The sequence below is a fragment of the Streptomyces sp. WM6372 genome (assembly GCF_001279655.1).
GTDB lineage: Bacteria > Actinomycetota > Actinomycetes > Streptomycetales > Streptomycetaceae > Streptomyces.
On record NZ_LGDB01000171.1, the window covers coordinates 49841 to 66246 of the forward strand.

The following is a 16406-nucleotide window of genomic DNA, read 5'->3' on the forward strand; positions in this document are numbered from 1 at the left end:
ATCAGATGAGTGCGGTCGGCACCGGATGAGCGGAGCGCGAAGCATCCGGGTCGCAGCCCCCACGGGGCAAACACCAAACAACCCCTCTTCAAGGAGCAATCGTGGCGCGCGAGAACGCGGCTCCCGTTTCTGGTTCGACATTCCCCACCGAGCACGCAGGGCTGATCTCCTGGGTGGACGAGATCGCAGCGATCACCGAGCCCGACCGGGTCGTGTGGTGCGACGGCTCCGAGGCCGAGTACGAGCGCCTGTGCGCGGAGCTCGTCGCCAAGGGCACGTTCAAGAAGCTGGACGAGGGCAAGCGACCCAACTCGTACTACGCCGCCTCCGACCCGTCCGACGTCGCGCGCGTCGAGGACCGGACCTTCATCTGCTCCGAGAAGGAGGAGGACGCGGGCCCGACCAACCACTGGAAGGCCCCGGCCGAGATGAAGGACATCTTCACCGGCGACAAGGGCGTCTTCCGCGGCTCCATGAAGGGCCGGACGATGTACGTCGTCCCGTTCTGCATGGGCCCCCTCGGCTCCGAGCTCTCCGCGATCGGCGTCGAGATCACCGACTCCGCCTACGTCGCCGTCGCCATGCGCACCATGACCCGCATGGGCAAGGCCGTCCTCGACGAGCTCGGCACCGACGGGTTCTTCGTCAAGGCCGTCCACACCCTCGGCGCTCCGCTCGCCGAGGGCCAGGCCGACGTGCCGTGGCCCTGCAACACCACCAAGTACATCTCGCACTTCCCGGAGACCCGCGAGATCTGGTCGTACGGATCCGGCTACGGCGGCAACGCCCTCCTCGGCAAGAAGTGCTACGCCCTGCGCATCGCGTCCGTCATGGCCCGCGACGAGGGCTGGCTCGCGGAGCACATGCTGATCCTCAAGCTCACCCCGCCGCAGGGTGAGGCGAAGTACATCGCCGCCGCGTTCCCGAGCGCCTGCGGCAAGACCAACCTCGCCATGCTGGAGCCCACGATCCCCGGCTGGACGGTCGAGACGGTCGGCGACGACATCGCCTGGATGCGCTTCGGCGAGGACGGTCGCCTGTACGCGATCAACCCCGAGGCCGGCTTCTTCGGCGTCGCCCCCGGCACCGGCGCGCACACCAACGCCAACGCCATGAAGACGATGTACGCGAACACCGTCTTCACCAACGTCGCGCTCACCCCGGACGGCTCCGACGTCTGGTGGGAGGGCATGACCGAAGAGGCGCCCGCGCACCTCATCGACTGGAAGGGCAACGCCTGGACCCCGGAGTCCGAGACCCCGGCGGCCCACCCCAACGCCCGCTTCGCCGTCCCGGCCTCCCAGTGCCCGACGATCGCCCCCGAGTGGGAGGACCCCAAGGGCGTCCCGATCTCCGCGATCCTCTTCGGCGGCCGCCGCGCCTCCGCCGTCCCGCTGGTCACCGAGTCCTTCGACTGGAACCACGGCGTCTTCATCGGCTCGAACATCGCCTCCGAGAAGACCGCCGCCGCCGAGGGCAAGGTCGGCGAGCTGCGCCGCGACCCGTTCGCCATGCTGCCGTTCTGCGGCTACAACATGGGCGACTACATGGGCCACTGGGTCGACGTGGCCAAGGGCAAGGACCAGTCCAAGCTCCCGAAGATCTACTACGTGAACTGGTTCCGCAAGAACGACGCGGGCAAGTTCGTGTGGCCCGGCTTCGGCGAGAACAGCCGCGTCCTGAAGTGGATCGTCGAGCGCCTCGACGGCAACGCCGCCGGCGTCGACACCCCCATCGGCATCCTGCCGACCAAGGACTCCCTCGACCTGGACGGCCTGGACCTCCCCGAGGCGGACCTGGACTTCCTGCTCACCGTCGACAAGGAGGTCTGGCGCGACGAGGCCTCCCTGGTCCCCGAGCACCTGAACACCTACGGCGACCACACTCCCAAGGAGCTGTGGGACCAGTACCACGCGCTCGTCGAGCGCCTGGGCTGAAAGACCTGCCCGGCAAAGACTCCGGGCACCTGAGTGTGGGAGCCCCCGACCAAGCGGTTCCCACCGCAGCACCGGCCGAAATCCCTGTCAGGAGCGTTGTCCGCGCTCCTCCAGGTAGGTCGTGTGCGTCTGCTGACGGCGGACCTCTGCTTCGCGGAGGTCCGCCGTCAGGCGTTCCGCCTCCTCGTACAGCAGCGACAGCTGCCGCTCCAGGTGCCGCTCCGGCGACTCCCCGCCGGGCGTGAGCCGGGTCCACCAGCGCGTCCGGTTGTACGTGTCCACGCACTCCGGCACGTCCAGCTCGATCGCCCGCGACAGCGCGTGCACCGACTCCGGGTCGGCGGCCAGGACATCGGCCACCCAGCCCGGCTCCAGCAGCGCCCCGTACCGCTCCAGCAGCTCCGCGAGCCGGCCCTCGGCCGGATCCGGCAGGTCCACCTCGGCCACGTACTCCCGCAGCCGGCCGAACCGCTCCCGTACGTCGTCCAGCTGCTGCGAGGGCCCCCGGGGCTCGGGCGGCGCCGGCCGCTCCGGCGGGGCGATCAGCGCGCCCGCGCCGTACAGCCCGGCCACGACCACCGGCCAGTACGTGCCCGCAGCACCGGTGACGGTCAGGCCCAGCCCGGCCACCCCGCAGGCGCTGCCCGCCAGGTTCTTCCTCGACTCCAGGTAGTTGAGAAGACGCGTGCGGAGCAACCTCCCGGCGGCGGACCTACTGGTAGCCACGGATCTCCTCGAAGGCTCCGTCCAGCGAACCGTTGCCGCCGGTGGCGTCGAAGAGCCGTCCGCCGGTCAGTTCGGTGATGTGGGCGAGCTCCTTGCGGTCCGAGTCACCGAACAGCACCGCGAAGACCGGCGTGTGCTTCTGCGCCTCCGGCAGCCCGGCGTAGAAGGAGTCGAAGTCCTTCGCCTTGTCGCCGCTCTGCCCGTCCGTCATCAGCACGATCGAGGTGAACGCGTCCGCGTTGCCCTGGCCCAGGTGCTCGTACGCGGCCTTCAGACTGCCGTACACCGCCGTACCCCCCTCCGGCCGGAGCGACTTCACATCGCCCCGGATCGCGTCCAGCGCGGGCCCGGGATTGCCCGGCTCGACGACGTGCGTCAACACCTTCTTCACCTTGTCGCCGAACGGCAGGAGCGTCACCTCCTCGCGGTCCCGGAACCGCTGCCCCGTCCCCGAGGCACCCGTCCCCGTCAGCTCGGTGAGCGCCGACCGCAGCCGCCCGATGCGGTCCTCCTCCTCCATCGAGCCCGAGGTGTCCAGCACGTACACCGTCCGCGAGGGCCGGCGCAGCTCGTTCTCGTACGAGGCCAGCAGCCCGTCCGCGACCGACCGGGTGCCCGGGAACGGCAGCTCGCGCCGCTTGTCCGCGTTCAGCCCGGCCGCGGGCTGCACCCCGGCCGCGACCGGCCGGCGGAAGGTCTTCTCGGTGATCTCCTTCTGCGCCTCGGCGCCGCTCAGATAGTCGGTCAGGGCCCGACCCGACTCGCGGGCCCCGGCCGGGGCCGAGGTCAGCAGGGTCAGCGGGTAGTGGGCGGTGACCACCCCGTCGCGCGGCCGGATCACGGTCAGGCCCGTCTTCGCGTCCCGGTTCATGGACAGCAGCACGGACTCGTAGTTCACCAGCGCGTCCACGTCCCCGCGCTTGGCGTACGCGGTGGCCAGCCACCCGGAGGAGCCCGAGGTCAGCTTCTGCCCGGCGAAGAACTCCTTCAGCTTGGGCTGCGCCGTCTTCACGTCCGCGTCGGTCAGCGCCGCCTGCGCGCCCGACAGCCCGGAGGCCACCGAGACCAGCGCTGAGAAGCCGGAGTTGGAGCGCACCGGATCGGTCATCCCGTACGTCAGCTTCCCGGCGGCGACCGCCTCGTGCACCGCCGACCAGGTCACCTCCTCCGGCTTCCAGCCGAGCCGGGCCAGCGCGTCCGCCCGTACGCCCAGCGCGACCGGCGAGGACATCACCGGCGTCTCGCTGCTGAGCTTCCCGGCGGCCTCGGGGCGCAGCCGCAGATAGTCGTTGGAGGACAGCCAGATGGCGTCGTACGTGCCGTCGGCCTTCCCGGAGGCGACCTGTTCGGCCGCGTCCAGGGTGCCGGACCAGGTGAGCTCGACACTGACCCCGGTGGCCGCCTTCGCCGCCTTCAGCACCGGTTCCATGTCGGCCAGTTCGCTGGAGGCCAGCACGCGCAGCTTGCCCTCCTGGTACTTCGACTGGGTCGGCTTCGCCGGATCCGGACCACCGGAGGTGCAGGCCGAGGCCCCGAGCAGGGACGCGGCGAGCGCGACCGCCGCCGCGAGCCGTCGGCGCACCGACGCGGTGCGCACTCTGCGGATGCCACGGTCGCTCATCGGGCACCGCCTTCCAGGACACCGGAGGTCCGCGTACGGGCCAGGTACGCCGAGGCGGTCCGGAGTTCCCCGGTCAGGGACTCGACGGTGGCGGCCATGTTCTCCGTGGCCTGCGCCTTGAACGTGTCGATCGCGTCCAGCGTCTTGTAGATCTGCGCGAAGGCCGAACGCAGCGTCTCCGCGCCCACCGCCGGGTCGGCCGCGATCCGCTGGATCTCGCCGCTCTGCGTGGACAGCATGTCCGCGTTGCCCCGGATCAGCTCCTCGGTGGTGCCCTTCAGGGCGTTGACCTGCTCGATCACCGCGCGCTGGCTGTCGAGGGCCGAGGCCAGCATCACGGCGGTCCGCAGCGCGGACACGGTGGTGGTGGCGGCCCGGTCGACGCCCTTGATCAACTCGTCGTTGTTGCGCCGGACCACGTCCATCGCCAGGTAGCCCTGCGCGCACACCGCCAGCTGGGTCAGCAGGTCCTGGTGCTTCTGCCGGACCGGGAAGAGCAGGTCGGCGCGCATCACGTCGGCCGACGCCGGGTCCGTGTGCCCGGTCTCGGCGATCCGCTGCTCCACGGCCGCGTCGAGGGCCTCGGTGAGGACGGCGTACTCCTGGAGCTTGCCCATGGTCTCCCACAGGCGGGCCCGTTCGGTGTGCAGGGCCGCGTTGTCGCGGCGCAGCTCGTCCTGGCCGCTGCGCAGCGCGCCCACGATGCCGTTGAGCGTGGTCTGCGAGGAGGCGTACTTGGCCACGTGGTCGCGGAACCTGTTGCCGCCGGGCAGCTTCGCGAGCAGCCTGCGGGCCCCCTTGGCGGGCGTGTCCCGCGGATCGAGGTCCTCGACGGTGCGGCGCAGTTCGACGAGGGAGCCCGCGACGCGGGCCTGGGCGTCGCCGCCCCCGTCGGAGCCCAGCGACCGTACGGCCCGCTCCAGCATCCGGTTGGACTGCTGGGCGGCGCTGCGGATCTCGCCCGCGCCGAGCCCGGATATCTCCCCGATGCGGCCGGCGAACTCGGGGGAGCGGGTGTCGATCCCGGCGAGCGAGCCGACGTACTCCCCGGCCCGGCGGGCCATCTCCTCGCGCACCCCGTCCTGGAGCGGGACCAGGCCCGAGGCCTGCTCCCGCCGTACGGGGGCGACGGGCTCGGGGGCGGTGAGGACGAGCGGGCCGTCCTGCGGTGGTGTCAGCGTCATGTACGTGCTCCCCCTAGCCCTTGGCGCGCGCGGCAAGCGCCATGAGGATCTTGACGGTCGGTGCGCTGACCTGGCGGATGCCGGTCAGCTCCGGGTTGAGGTACGCGGCGTGCGCGGCGGTCGCCGCGGTGAACTCGGGCACGCCGTTCTGCGGCCGGAACCCGTGCCGGACGGCCAGCTCGCGCAGCTTCGGGTCATCGGCGAGGAGGGAGCCGAGCTCCTTGGCCTTCTCGCTGATCGGCACGAAGGTGTGCGGGGAGTTGACGGTGGTGTCCGGGTAGAGCACGACCATGTCACCCGGAGCCTGCTTCTGCTGGAGCAAGGAGGCCACCTGGGACTCGTACGCCAGGATGAGCGGCTCGCCGCTGCCGGAGATGAAGGCCCGGAACGGGTCGTCGGTGCTCGGCTCCAGAGCGCCCTGGACGCGGATCAGCTTCTGCATCAGGGGCGCGGTGCGGTCGACCCCGGCCTGGTCGGAGACCACCGTCTTGTCGTTGGCGACGTTCGAGGTGGCGGCCAGGAAGAGCGCCCCGGAGTTGGACGTCGCCGGGTCCGTGGTCTTGATGTACACCCTGCCGGTCAGCTCGGCGAAGGCGGCGGAGCCGGACAGGTCCTGCCAGTTGCGGTCCTCGGCGGCGGCCTTGAGGTAGGGGCCCATGAGGAGGGTCCCCGAGTTCTTGCCGGTCATCTTGGCGAGGCCGTTGTCGGCGAGCACCTTGGCGGCGTTGGCACGGGCGATGACCACGAGCGGCGAGAAGAAGGGCTTGGTGGTCTGGGCGCCCTTGACGCCGGCCGCGGCCTCGATCTCCGGGGCGGGCTCACTGCTGCCGGGGAAGGCGAAGTCGAAGTCCTTGAGGGCAAGTTGGTCCATCGCCCAGGAGCCGGACGTTTCGGTCCGCACGGTGTAGCCCTTGTCGGCCAGGGCTTTGACGACGTCGGGGTCGCGGAAGTATTCGGACTTCTCGGATCCGATGACGCCTTTCACCACGGTCTTCGGTGCCGTGGGCGGGGGATCCCCTCCTCCGAGGATCGCGACGGCGGCCACGCCGCCGAGGAGGAGGATCGCCAGGGCGATTCCTAGGATGCGTCTCACGGGTGCAGCGTGCTCGCGGAAACCCACATTCCGCGTGAAGTCGAATGAACGTCAGGTGTCCAGGCGGTCCCACTTCGAAATGCTGTGTGGATCGGCCGGTGCTGGCAGGCGGGGCGGCAGGCCGGGAGGATCGTCCCATGGGCGTGAGCGCGTTGAAGTGGCAGGGCTGGGCGGTCGGCCTGACGGTCCTGGCCGGCCTGCTGGTGTTCGCCCCGCTGGGCCTGTACGTGTGGGCCAGCGGCGAGCCGGGCGCGGCGCCGCCGCGGCCGGCGGTGGAGGACGTACGGGTCACCGGCTGCCGGATCGACCCCGGCAGCCGCCGCGTGGTGGCGGCGGTGGAGGTCGCGGGCCGCCCCGAGGGCGCGGGCGCGTACGTGGTGACGGTCGAGTTCCGCGAGAGCGCGACCCCGGACCCGCAGGACCGACCGGCCCAGGCCCTGGTGAAACTCCCCGGCGTGGCCCCGTCGGCAACGGAACACGCGGAAGCCCTCGGTCCCGTCTGGCCGGCGGGGAGGACCCCCTGGTGCGGGGTCGCGGCCGCGGAGTTCTCATCCGGCCCCACCCCCGCGGGATGAGTCGGCCGTGATCCGGGCCGGAGCCCGGCCCGGCCAGGGCGGTGGCACCCGGTCCGGAGCCTCCGCGGCCCCGGACCGGGGCCGATCAGAGGCTGCCGGCCAGGTCCCGTGAGGCCAGGGCAGCGGCATGCGCGTCCATGCGCTCGGCGGCGAGGATCGCGACGGTGGTGTCGGCGCGCGACGCGGCGACGACCAGCGCGCGGCCGGCGAGGTCATGGGCCCGCTGGTGCAGGGCGAGGAGATCGGCGGCATCCGCGACGTCGGCGCGCGCGGCGCGCGCCGGATCGGAGCCGCGCAGCCGCGCCACCTGCGCGGCGATCCGCGCGGCGGCGCCGGCGAGACCGAGCTCGTCCGTGACGGTGAGCAGGGCCGCCAGGTGCCCGGCGAGCTGGATGTCCAGCGCCTCGGCGCGACTGCTGTGCGGGTATTCCGAGTGACTGTCGGAGTGGTGGCCGCCCACGCGGTGGACGACCGACTTCGTGCGGATCGGCTCGTACATGAGGAGGCCTCCTGCTGGGTCAGGAGGCCATCCTACATTGGATTGGTTCTAAAGTTGTGCTCGATCCGGTATCGAGTGCCTAGTGCTGGCCGTACCCGTCCAGGAAGTTGCCGATCCGGGTCACCGCGTCCGCCAGGTCCTTGGCGTTCGGCAGCGTCACGATGCGGAAGTGGTCCGGCTCGGACCAGTTGAAGCCCGTCCCGTGGACCACCATGATCTTCTCGGCCCGCAGCAGGTCGAGGACCATCTGGCGGTCGTCCTTGATCTTGTAGACGGCCGGGTCCAGCTTCGGGAACAGGTACAGCGCGCCCTTCGGCTTCACGCAGGTGATGCCGGGGATCTGCGTCAGCAGGTCGTACGCCGTGTCGCGCTGCTCCAGCAGCCGCCCGCCCGGGAGGACCAGGTCGTTGATCGACTGCCGGCCGCCGAGGGCCGTCGCGACGGCGTGCTGCGAGGGCATGTTCGCGCACAGCCGCATGTTGGCCAGGATCGTCAGGCCCTCGATGTACGACGAGGCGTGCTTCTTGGGGCCGCAGACCGCCATCCAGCCGGCCCGGTAGCCGGCGACGCGGTAGTTCTTGGACAGCCCGTTGAACGTGAGGGTCAGCAGGTCGGGCGCGATGGCGGCGGTGTTGGTGTGCGTGGCGCCGTCGTAGAGGATCCGGTCGTAGATCTCGTCGGAGCAGACGACCAGGTTGTGGCGGCGCGCGATGTCGGTGAGCCCGCGCAGCATCTCGTCGTCGTAGACGGCGCCGGTCGGGTTGTTCGGGTTGATGATCACGATCGCGCGGGTGCGGTCGGTGACCTTGCGCTCGATGTCGGCGAGGTCCGGCATCCAGTCGGACTGCTCGTCGCAGCGGTAGTGCACGGCGGTGCCGCCGGCCAGGCTCACGGAGGCGGTCCAGAGGGGGTAGTCCGGCGCCGGGACCAGCACCTCGTCGCCGTCGTCGAGCAGCGCCTGCATCGACATCTGGATCAGCTCGGAGACGCCGTTGCCGAGGTAGACGTCCTCGACGTCCAGCTCGATGCCCTTGGTCTGGTAGTGCTGCATGACCGCGCGGCGCGCGGAGAGCAGCCCCTTCGCGTCCCCGTACCCGTGGGCGTTGCCCAGGTTGCGGAGCATGTCCTCGAGGATCTCCGGCGGGCACTCGAAGCCGAAGGCCGCGGGGTTGCCGGTGTTCAGCTTGAGGATGCGATGACCTGCTGCTTCGAGCCGCATGGCCTCTTCGAGCACGGGCCCGCGGATCTCGTAGCAGACGTTGGCGAGTTTCGTTGACTGGATCACCTGCATGACGGGAGCTTACGGGCCGGGCGGCCGGTCCGCCGAGGTATTCGGGGCAGGAACGCAGGAGGGATATGTCCCGTTTCGCATGATGGGACGGTGGCGGCCCGGTCCGCCCTTGGAAACGGCGGCCGCGCCGCCGCCGCGACCTGCGGAATGGGTGGACCCCGGGAAAAGCCGGACCGGTGGTGTTGCACTCGTCACGTCGGGGTGTGCGGACGGATCGCGTACGGGGCCTGAGTACGGGCATGAGTGCGCGTACTCATGTGTCACGGCGCCGCCGCGGCGCAGGCTGGCCTTCGACGGCGGGTCGGAGGCGCGAGAGGGCGGGGCGGAGCGGTGGAATTCATGGTCGGCGACATGGTGATCACGACGGTGGGCACGGACGGCGACGACCGGGCGATCGAGTTCCTGGTCGCACCGCGGAGCGGTGAGGACGGTGAGGGCGCCGCGGGTGCGGCGGGCTCCGGGGATGCCGGGGACGCCGAGGGGGCGCACTTCGCGATCCACCGCGAGCACGACCAGGGCTGGGAGGCCGCCCGTCTGACCATCGACCCCCTGTCGGGGAGCGTCCCGATCGCGGCGGTGGAATGGGCGATGGAATTCGCCCGCGAGTACCTGTGACCGACGGCCGGCGCCGTGGTCCGCCCCGGTCCGGCCCCGGCGCCGCTGTCAGTGGTCGCCCGTAGGGTCGTGGACGGGGGAAAGGGGCGGACCGTGAAGCAGCTCCGCATCATGGCCGGGGACGCGACCGGCCCGCAGGCCAAGGGCCCGAAGATCATCGGGCACGTCTGCAACGACATCGGCGGCTGGGGCAAGGGCTTCGTGCTGGCGCTCTCGAAGCGCTGGCCCGAGCCCGAGAAGGAGTTCCGGGCCTGGCACCGGCGCCGCAGCGGCAACGACTTCGGGCTCGGCGCGGTCCAGCTGGTCCAGGTGCGGCCGGACACCTGGGTGGCCAACATGGTCGCCCAGCGCGGCATACGCACGGGCAGCGGCGGCCCGCCGATCCGCTACGACGCGCTGGAGCGCTGCCTGGCGGCACTCGGCGGGCACGCGCTCGCGCTGGAGGCCTCGGTCCACATGCCCCGCATCGGCTGCGGCCTGGCCGGCGGGAAGTGGTCCCGCGTCGAACCGCTGGTCACCGGGGCCCTGTGCGCCCGGGACGTGGCCGTGACCGTCTACGACCACGCCTGAGCGCGGGGCGGGGGCGGGGGCGCCGCCGGGGGCTACGGGGTGATGATCACCAGGGGGATCTCGCGGGGCGAGGCGGCCGCCTGGTAGTCGTCGAAGAGGGGCCACAGGGCCGTCATCGCCGGCCAGTAGACCTCGCGCTCCGCCGGGCAGGCCGTGCGGGCCGTGGCCCGGAAGACGGCCGCACCGACCTGGAGGCGGACCTCCGGGTGGGCGGTCAGATGCCGGTACCAGGCCGGGTGCTCCGCGGCGCCCCAGTGGGCCGCGAGCACGACGTGGCGGCCCGCGTCCTCGACGTAGATCAGCGGCGTCCGGGAGGTCCGGCCCGTGACGCGGTCGAACGTGGTGAGCAGGAGCGTGGGGACCCCGTGCCAGAGGTGGCCGTCGAGTCCGCCGGTGGTCACGTAGTCCTGTACGTGCTCGCGTTCGCGGCTCGGGCGGGGGTCGGTGGGGTGGTCCCAGTCGATGGTGATCGTCTGCATGGCGGTGCCTCCGGAATCAGACCCCCCGCGCGGCTTAACGATCCTTCACCGATTCTGGATGCGGTCGCCCCGGAGCGCGCGCTCGGTGCCCCACGCCGCCGCGGCCGGGTCTCCCGCCGCCACCGGGAGCGCCGCGCAGCGGCACGCGTGCGGCCCTGGTCCGGGGACCTGCCCCCGGGCCGGGGCCGCCAGCAGCTTCCGTGCCGTGCCACCGCTCCCGCTAGGGCAGGTAGCGCTCGATGACCTGCGGGCCTTCCTTCTCGATCAGCTGGCGCGCCTTTTCGAGCCGCTCCGGAGTCGGCTCCATCCCTTGCACCATCACGAGGTCCTCAGGGTCGTACGGCCGCTCCCCGCCGCTGAAGAGCTTGGCCGGCCGATTGGGCTGCTGGCCCGATTCACTGTCCATCGGGATACCTCCTCGGAAACGCGGTGTCCCCCCCGGTTCCCTCATCCTCCGGCGGCGGCGCCATGAACGCACCTCGGACTCGCAGCCTCCCCCCATGGAGAAGATCGCCTTCCGCCTGGACACCCCCTAAGCAAGGGCGATGGCCGCCAGTGCCGTCACGGCGACTATGGCCGCGCAGATGCTCAGGTTCACCGCCCTGTGCTCCCAGAACACCGCGACGAACTCGCGGAGGGTGGCGCTCGGCCAGAAGTACGTGGCGGTCGGGGAGCCGAGCACCTGGCCGTTGACACCGGCCGCGCGGGCCGTCATCGCGGCCCGGAACGCGTGGAAGTTGTTGGTGACGACCACACACCGGTAGCCGGGGTCCGCGTCGGCCATGATCGTGCGGCTGAAGGCGAGGTTCTCCCTCGTCGTGGCCGAGCGGTCCTCCAGCCGTATCCGCTCCTCCGGGACGCCCCGCGCGATCAGCCAGTCGGCCATCGCCCGCGCCTCCGAGAGCTTCTCGTCCGACCCCTGCCCGCCCGAGACCAGCAGCAGCGGAGTCCGGCCGCCGCGGGCCACCTGGGCGGCGTGGATCTGCCGGCCCTTCTCCAGCCGGGAGGCGAGCAGCGGGGACACCCGCTCGCCGCAGATGAGCCCGGAGCCCAGCATGACCACGTAGTCGACGTCGCCGCGCACCGTGATCCGCCCGTACAGGAAGGCGTACGCGAGGAAGCAGAGGAAGATGAAGGAGACGTAGCCGACGAGCATGATCAGGCCCGCCACCATCGTGTCCACGACCCGGGAGCCCCGGCCCGCCACCCCGAAGACCAGCGCGATCAGCGCGAAGATGCCCAGCCCCGCCGCCATGGACAGCAGGTTGGTCGGCCTGCGGCCCTCCTTGCGGACCATCGTCAGACCGTTGCGGATCAGGTAGCCGCCGAGGACGAGCGTGCCGACCGTCGGCACGACCAGCACCAGCAGCACCGCGATCGCGTCCAGTGGTGACGGCAGTTCAGGTATCTGGAACAGCAGGCCGATCGACCCGCATATGAGGGTGAGGCCCAGGAGGACCGCGTTCCGGAAGCGCCGGCGGTCCTCCCGCACACTCACGCAGAAGAGGACGAAGAAGAGCGCGGCGGGGACAAAGGCGAGCATGCCGCCCATCGTAGGCGGACCCGGCGGGCCTCCGGCGGGCCCCCGACCCGCTCCGACGGCCCCTCAACGGCCCTTGCACGGCGTCCTGCGGACCGACCGCCCCGCCAGGACGTCCGTCCTGCGCCCGTCCCGCATCACGAACCGGCCGTCGATCAGCACGTGCGGGATGCCGGCCGGCAGCACCCGCGGGTTCTCGTACGTCGACCCGGCCGCGACCGTCTCCGGATCGAAGAGCACGAGATCGGCCCGGTACCCGGCACGCACCAACCCCCGGTCGGGCAGGCGCAGTCGGGCCGCCGGACGGCCCGCCAGATGGGCCACGCACTCCTCCAGCGAGAGCACGCCGAGCTCGCGCACGTAGTGGCCCAGGTAGTGCGGGAAGGTCCCGTACGCCCGCGGATGCGGCTTCGCGCCCTGGAGGATGCCGTCGGAACCGCCGGTGTGGACCCGGTGGCGCATGATCGCCCGGACGTTCTCCTCGTGCCCGACGTGCTGGAGGACCGTCGGCCCCAGCCGGTCCGCCAGCAGCAGCCGCCGGGCGCTCTCCCAGTCCCGCAGGCGCGTGCCCACGTACGCCCCGTGCGCCGGGTCCGCCGTCCCCGCGATCTCGATCGTCGCCCAGTCGACCGGAACGCCGTGGCAGCCGTCCGCCCCGGTCACCTCCAGCGCGTACCGGATCCGCTCGGCCTCGGCGTCGTCGCGCAGCCGGGCGAGCACGGCCTCGGGCCCGCCCTCGTTCGCCCAACCGGGCAGCAGCGCCACGAGGGTGGTGCAGCCGGGCGTGTACGGGTACGAGTCGAGGCTGATGTCGGCCCCGGCGGCGAGGGCCTCGTCGAGGAGGGCGAGCAGCTCGCCCGCCCGGCCCTCGTTCTCCGCGAAGTTCATGGTGGCGTGCGCGAGGTGCAGCGCGCAGCCGGCCTCCCGGGCCAGAGCGACCATCTCGGCGTACGCGCCGAGCGCGCCGCGCCCGTACGAGCGGTGGTGCGGGCAGTAGTAGCCGCCGTACGAGGCCACCACCCGGCACAGCTCCGCCAGTTCGGCGCCCGACGCGTACATGCCGGGGGTGTAGGTGAGCCCCGAGGACATGCCGACCGCGCCCTGTGCGAGGCCCTCGGCGACGAGCGTCCGCATCCGGTCGAGCTCGGCGGGGGTCGCGGGGCGGTCGCCCCAGCCGAGGGCGTACGCGCGGACGGTGCCCTGCGGGACGAGGTACGCGGCGTTGACGGCGATGCCGGTGCGGTCGAGCCGGTCCAGGTACCCGCCCACGTCCCGCCAGTCGAACTCGACGTCCTCGCCCGCCCCGTTCCAGCCGGTGATGGCCACCCGCACCTCGGCGAGGGTGCGGTCGTCGACGGGCGCGTACGAGAGCCCGTCCTGGCCGAGGACTTCGAGGGTCACGCCCTGCGCGGCCTTGGCGCTGTGGTCCGGGTCGCGGAGCAGGGCGAGGTCGCTGTGCGCGTGCATGTCGACGAAGCCGGGGGCCAGGGCGAGCCCGTGCGCGTCGACGGTGCGGCGGCCGCCGGAGCGGATCCGGCCGATCTCGGCGATCCGGCCCTCGTGCACACCCACGTCGGCGGTGTACGAGGGCCCGCCCGTGCCGTCGACGACGCGGGCCCCGCGGATGACCAGGTCCACCGGCGCGGCTCCGCTAGAAGAAGGTGCGGACGTACTCGGTGACCGTGCCGTCGGCCTCGACGACCGGGATCAGCGGCCACTTCTCGAAGATCGTGCAGGGGTGGGACATGCCGAGCGCCACCCAGTCCCCGACGTTCACGTCGTCCGCGGATTCGGTCTCCAGCCAGGCGTGCTGGTCGGACAGTTTGACCACGCGGACCCCGGCGGCCGGGCGCTCCTCGCCGGTCAGCGCGTCGCGCACCAGCTCGGCCTCGGGCAGGCCGAGGTCGTAGGCGATGTCGCGCTTGCCGGCGTTGACGAAGGCCTGCGTGGGGGAGGGGCGGGAGACGACCTGGGTCCAGAGCCGGAAGGCGGGGCGCAGGCCGCCCTCCTCCGGGACCCGGTTGAAGGGGGTCAGGCGGGTGTACCAGCCGTGGTCGTGCGAGACGTACGCGCCGGAGCGCAGGAGCTTCAGCACCGGCCGCGAGAGCTCCGGGAGTTCGGCGAACACGTCGGCGACGGCGTCGAACCAGGCGGAGCCGCCGGCGCTGACGACGATCTCGTCGAGGTCGGCGGCGAACCGCCCGGCCCGGTCGAACTCGACGGCCAGCGCCGTGAGCCGGCGCAGGTACGCGTGGACGGATTCCGGGTCGGCGCCGGGGACCTCGGCCTCGTACCCGGCGATGCCGACGAGGCGCAGGCCGGCGGCCCCGGCCACGGCGTCGGCGACGGCCCGGCAGTCCTCGTCGGTCCGCGCGCCGGTACGGGCACCCTCGCCGGCCCCGAGCTCGACGACGACGTCGACGACCTGGGGCTGCCCGCGCAGGGCCCGGTCCATGAGCTCGACCCCGCGGACGGAGTCGACGTAGCAGACGAAGCGGAAGCCGGGGTCGGCGGCGAGCTCGGCGGCCACCCAGCGCAGCGCCGCCGGGTCGACGAGCTCGTTGGCGAGGAAGATCCGCTGGATGCCGAAGGCGCGGTAGACGCGGGCCTGGTGGGGGACGGCGGCGGTGATGCCCCAGGCGCCGTGGTCGAGCTGGCGGCGGAAGAGCTGTGGTGCCATGCAGGTCTTGCCGTGCGGGGCGAAGGCCAGGCCGTGGCGGGCGGCGTACGTGCCGAGGGCGGTGAGGTTGTGCTCCAGCGCTTCGGCGTCGAGCGTGAGCACGGGGGTGGTGAACCCGCCGGAGTAGAGGTCCCGCTTCTCGGCGGCCAGCTGCCCGACGGTGAGTCCCGCCCGCTCGGCGTCGGGCGGCAGCCCCTTGAACCGGTGGTCGACCGGTTCGTCGGCGAGCCGTCGGACTGCGTCGCTGCCCATGCGGATTCCTCCTCGCGTTGCATCTGCTGCAACGTGCATTGCGTGTTGTGCCGCTTGCTGTCTAGCATCCTGCGTACGAGGGGTCAACGCCCGGCCGCGTGTACGGGTTCCGCCGGGCCCCGCGCAGCGGGCGGCGGCGGGGCGAAGGGAGACGGCGTGAGCCAGTCGGTGGAGCGGGCGCTGCGGATCCTGCCGCTGCTCGCCAAGGGCCCGGCAGGGCTCGGCGAAGTGGCCGAGGAGCTCGGCGTCCACAAGAGCACCGCCCTGCGCCTGCTGCGCACCCTGCACGAGCACGGCTTCGTCTACCGCCAGCCCGACGGCCGCCACCGCCTCGGCGCCCAGCTCTTCGCGCTCGCCGCCGAGGCCGTGGAGAACCTCGACGTCCGCACCGTCGCCCACCCCCACCTCGTCGAGCTCAACCGGCTCACCGGCCACACCGTGCACCTCGCGCTCCACCAGGACGACGAGGTCGTCTACATCGACAAGGTCGAGAGCCGCTACCCCGTCCGCATGTACTCCCGCATCGGCCGGCCCGTCCCCCTCACCGTCGCCGCCGTCGCGAAGCTGCTGCTCGCCGACCTCCCCGAGGCCGAGCGGCGCAGCCTCGCCGAGCGCATCGACTACCCCCGCTACACCGCCCGCTCCACCCCCGACGCGCAGTCCTTCCTGCGCGAGCTGGCCCTCGTACGGGAACAGGGCTGGGCCACCGACCTCGGCGGGCACGAGGAGTCCGTCAACTGCCTGGGCGCGCCCGTGCGCGGGCCCGGCGGGCGGGCCGTCGCCGCGCTGTCCGTCTCCGCGCCCACCGTGGTCGTCACCGCCGGGGAGCTGCTCGAACTGCTGCCCCTGGTCCAGCGCACCGCCGACACCATCAGCCGGGAGTACTCCGGCTCCCCGCACGCCCCACACGACGACGAGGACACCCCGTGACCGAGAAGACCGCCATCACCCCCGACACCCACACCACCCCGCCGGCCCGCTTCTCGCACGGCGTGCGCAAGGGGAACATCCTCCAGGTCGCCGGCCAGGTCGGCTTCCTCCCGCACGTGGAGGGCCGGGCGCCGACCCCCGCCGGGCCGACCCTGCGCGAGCAGACCCTCCAGACGCTGGAGAACGTCCGCTCGGTACTGGAGGCCGGCGGCGCGGGCTGGGACGACGTGATGATGATCCGCGTCTACCTGACCGACACGGACCACTTCGCCGAGATGAACGCCCTCTACAACGCCTACTTCGAGGAGCAGGGCCTGAAGGAGGCCCCGGCCGCCCGCACCACGGTCTACGTGGGCCTCCCCGCCGGCCTGCTCATCGAGATCGACGCCCTCGCCGTCCTCGGCTGACCGGGCT

At 72.1% G+C, this 16406-nt stretch carries 17 protein-coding genes; 6 read left to right on the forward strand and 11 right to left on the reverse strand.

Annotation, left to right across the window (positions count from 1 at the left end; translation table 11 throughout):
- Positions 1 to 101: 101 nt before the first annotated feature.
- On the forward strand, positions 102 to 1937 hold the full coding sequence (locus ADK52_RS13760) for a phosphoenolpyruvate carboxykinase (GTP) (protein ID WP_053690067.1): 1836 nt from the start codon (positions 102 to 104) through the stop codon (positions 1935 to 1937).
- 87 nt (positions 1938 to 2024) lie between these two features.
- Here ADK52_RS13760 and ADK52_RS13765 read toward each other — a convergent pair whose 3' ends face one another.
- Genes ADK52_RS13765 through ADK52_RS13780 form a run of 4 tightly spaced genes read right to left on the reverse strand, consistent with a single transcriptional unit; the run spans position 2025 to position 6561 of the window.
- On the reverse strand, positions 2025 to 2663 hold the full coding sequence (locus ADK52_RS13765) for a hypothetical protein (protein WP_234343731.1): 639 nt from the start codon (positions 2661 to 2663) through the stop codon (positions 2025 to 2027).
- On the reverse strand, positions 2650 to 4284 hold the full coding sequence (locus tag ADK52_RS13770; protein ID WP_053690069.1) for a substrate-binding and vWA domain-containing protein: 1635 nt from the start codon (positions 4282 to 4284) through the stop codon (positions 2650 to 2652). The genes ADK52_RS13765 and ADK52_RS13770 overlap by 14 nt, the downstream gene beginning before the upstream one ends.
- Positions 4281 to 5468 carry a toxic anion resistance protein gene (locus tag ADK52_RS13775; protein WP_053690070.1) on the reverse strand — a complete coding sequence of 396 codons (1188 nt, stop codon included), beginning with the start codon at positions 5466 to 5468 and terminating at the stop codon, positions 4281 to 4283. The genes ADK52_RS13770 and ADK52_RS13775 overlap by 4 nt, the downstream gene beginning before the upstream one ends.
- Before the next feature lie 13 nt (positions 5469 to 5481).
- A complete protein-coding gene (locus tag ADK52_RS13780) occupies positions 5482 to 6561 on the reverse strand; it encodes a substrate-binding domain-containing protein (RefSeq protein ID WP_053690071.1) in 1080 nt (359 codons plus the stop codon).
- 143 nt (positions 6562 to 6704) lie between these two features.
- On the opposite strand from ADK52_RS13780, the gene ADK52_RS13785 reads away from it, so the two are divergent.
- On the forward strand, positions 6705 to 7136 hold the full coding sequence (locus ADK52_RS13785; protein WP_159045930.1) for a hypothetical protein: 432 nt from the start codon (positions 6705 to 6707) through the stop codon (positions 7134 to 7136).
- A gap of 85 nt (positions 7137 to 7221) precedes the next feature.
- Here ADK52_RS13785 and ADK52_RS13790 read toward each other — a convergent pair whose 3' ends face one another.
- Both ADK52_RS13790 and ADK52_RS13795 read right to left on the reverse strand, forming a co-directional pair.
- Positions 7222 to 7635: a hypothetical protein gene (locus tag ADK52_RS13790; RefSeq protein WP_053690073.1), complete on the reverse strand. Its 414-nt coding sequence runs from the start codon at positions 7633 to 7635 to the stop codon at positions 7222 to 7224.
- 79 nt (positions 7636 to 7714) lie between these two features.
- The gene (locus ADK52_RS13795) at positions 7715 to 8926 is read right to left on the reverse strand and encodes a pyridoxal phosphate-dependent aminotransferase (RefSeq protein WP_053690074.1); all 1212 of its coding nucleotides are present in this window, start codon (positions 8924 to 8926) and stop codon (positions 7715 to 7717) included.
- 351 nt (positions 8927 to 9277) lie between these two features.
- On the opposite strand from ADK52_RS13795, the gene ADK52_RS13800 reads away from it, so the two are divergent.
- Both ADK52_RS13800 and ADK52_RS13805 read left to right on the forward strand, forming a co-directional pair.
- On the forward strand, positions 9278 to 9541 hold the full coding sequence (locus tag ADK52_RS13800) for a hypothetical protein (protein WP_147420010.1): 264 nt from the start codon (positions 9278 to 9280) through the stop codon (positions 9539 to 9541).
- Positions 9542 to 9634: 93 nt separating this feature from the next.
- Complete coding sequence (locus ADK52_RS13805; protein WP_053690076.1) at positions 9635 to 10111, forward strand: macro domain-containing protein; 477 nt, start codon at positions 9635 to 9637, stop codon at positions 10109 to 10111.
- 32 nt (positions 10112 to 10143) lie between these two features.
- Here ADK52_RS13805 and ADK52_RS13810 read toward each other — a convergent pair whose 3' ends face one another.
- The 5 genes from ADK52_RS13810 to ADK52_RS13830 all read right to left on the reverse strand — a co-directional run bounded on the left by ADK52_RS13810 (position 10144) and on the right by ADK52_RS13830 (position 15062).
- Complete coding sequence (locus tag ADK52_RS13810; RefSeq protein ID WP_053690077.1) at positions 10144 to 10590, reverse strand: nitroreductase family deazaflavin-dependent oxidoreductase; 447 nt, start codon at positions 10588 to 10590, stop codon at positions 10144 to 10146.
- 220 nt (positions 10591 to 10810) lie between these two features.
- On the reverse strand, positions 10811 to 10996 hold the full coding sequence (locus ADK52_RS13815; protein WP_030159484.1) for a hypothetical protein: 186 nt from the start codon (positions 10994 to 10996) through the stop codon (positions 10811 to 10813).
- 126 nt (positions 10997 to 11122) lie between these two features.
- Positions 11123 to 12133, reverse strand: a complete 1011-nt coding sequence (locus tag ADK52_RS13820) for a YdcF family protein (RefSeq protein ID WP_053690108.1) — start codon at positions 12131 to 12133, stop codon at positions 11123 to 11125.
- Between the two features lie 63 nt (positions 12134 to 12196).
- Entirely contained in the window at positions 12197 to 13768 is a 1572-nt protein-coding gene (locus ADK52_RS13825; protein WP_053690078.1) for an N-acyl-D-amino-acid deacylase family protein, read from the reverse strand.
- Between the two features lie 13 nt (positions 13769 to 13781).
- Positions 13782 to 15062 (reverse strand): amino acid deaminase, encoded by a 1281-nt coding sequence (locus ADK52_RS13830; protein ID WP_053690079.1) that lies wholly within the window; start codon positions 15060 to 15062, stop codon positions 13782 to 13784.
- Between the two features lie 156 nt (positions 15063 to 15218).
- On the opposite strand from ADK52_RS13830, the gene ADK52_RS13835 reads away from it, so the two are divergent.
- Together ADK52_RS13835 and ADK52_RS13840 are read left to right on the forward strand one after the other, a co-directional pair.
- The gene (locus tag ADK52_RS13835) at positions 15219 to 15992 is read left to right on the forward strand and encodes an IclR family transcriptional regulator (protein WP_053690080.1); all 774 of its coding nucleotides are present in this window, start codon (positions 15219 to 15221) and stop codon (positions 15990 to 15992) included.
- Positions 15989 to 16399, forward strand: coding sequence for a RidA family protein (locus tag ADK52_RS13840; RefSeq protein WP_053690081.1), 411 nt, complete (start codon positions 15989 to 15991; stop codon positions 16397 to 16399). The genes ADK52_RS13835 and ADK52_RS13840 overlap by 4 nt, the downstream gene beginning before the upstream one ends.
- The last annotated feature ends 7 nt before the right edge of the window (positions 16400 to 16406 follow it).

Coding starts and splice junctions, on each gene's coding strand:
- ADK52_RS13790 (WP_053690073.1), bottom strand. CDS start 7,635: ATGTACGAGCCGATCCGCACGAAGTCGGTCGTCCACCGCGTGGGCGGC.
- ADK52_RS13795 (WP_053690074.1), bottom strand. CDS start 8,926: ATGCAGGTGATCCAGTCAACGAAACTCGCCAACGTCTGCTACGAGATC.
- ADK52_RS13830 (WP_053690079.1), bottom strand. CDS start 15,062: ATGGGCAGCGACGCAGTCCGACGGCTCGCCGACGAACCGGTCGACCAC.
- ADK52_RS13800 (WP_147420010.1), top strand. CDS start 9,278: ATGGTGATCACGACGGTGGGCACGGACGGCGACGACCGGGCGATCGAG.
- ADK52_RS13810 (WP_053690077.1), bottom strand. CDS start 10,590: ATGCAGACGATCACCATCGACTGGGACCACCCCACCGACCCCCGCCCG.
- ADK52_RS13820 (WP_053690108.1), bottom strand. CDS start 12,133: ATGCTCGCCTTTGTCCCCGCCGCGCTCTTCTTCGTCCTCTTCTGCGTG.
- ADK52_RS13815 (WP_030159484.1), bottom strand. CDS start 10,996: ATGGACAGTGAATCGGGCCAGCAGCCCAATCGGCCGGCCAAGCTCTTC.
- ADK52_RS13770 (WP_053690069.1), bottom strand. CDS start 4,284: ATGAGCGACCGTGGCATCCGCAGAGTGCGCACCGCGTCGGTGCGCCGA.
- ADK52_RS13775 (WP_053690070.1), bottom strand. CDS start 5,468: ATGACGCTGACACCACCGCAGGACGGCCCGCTCGTCCTCACCGCCCCC.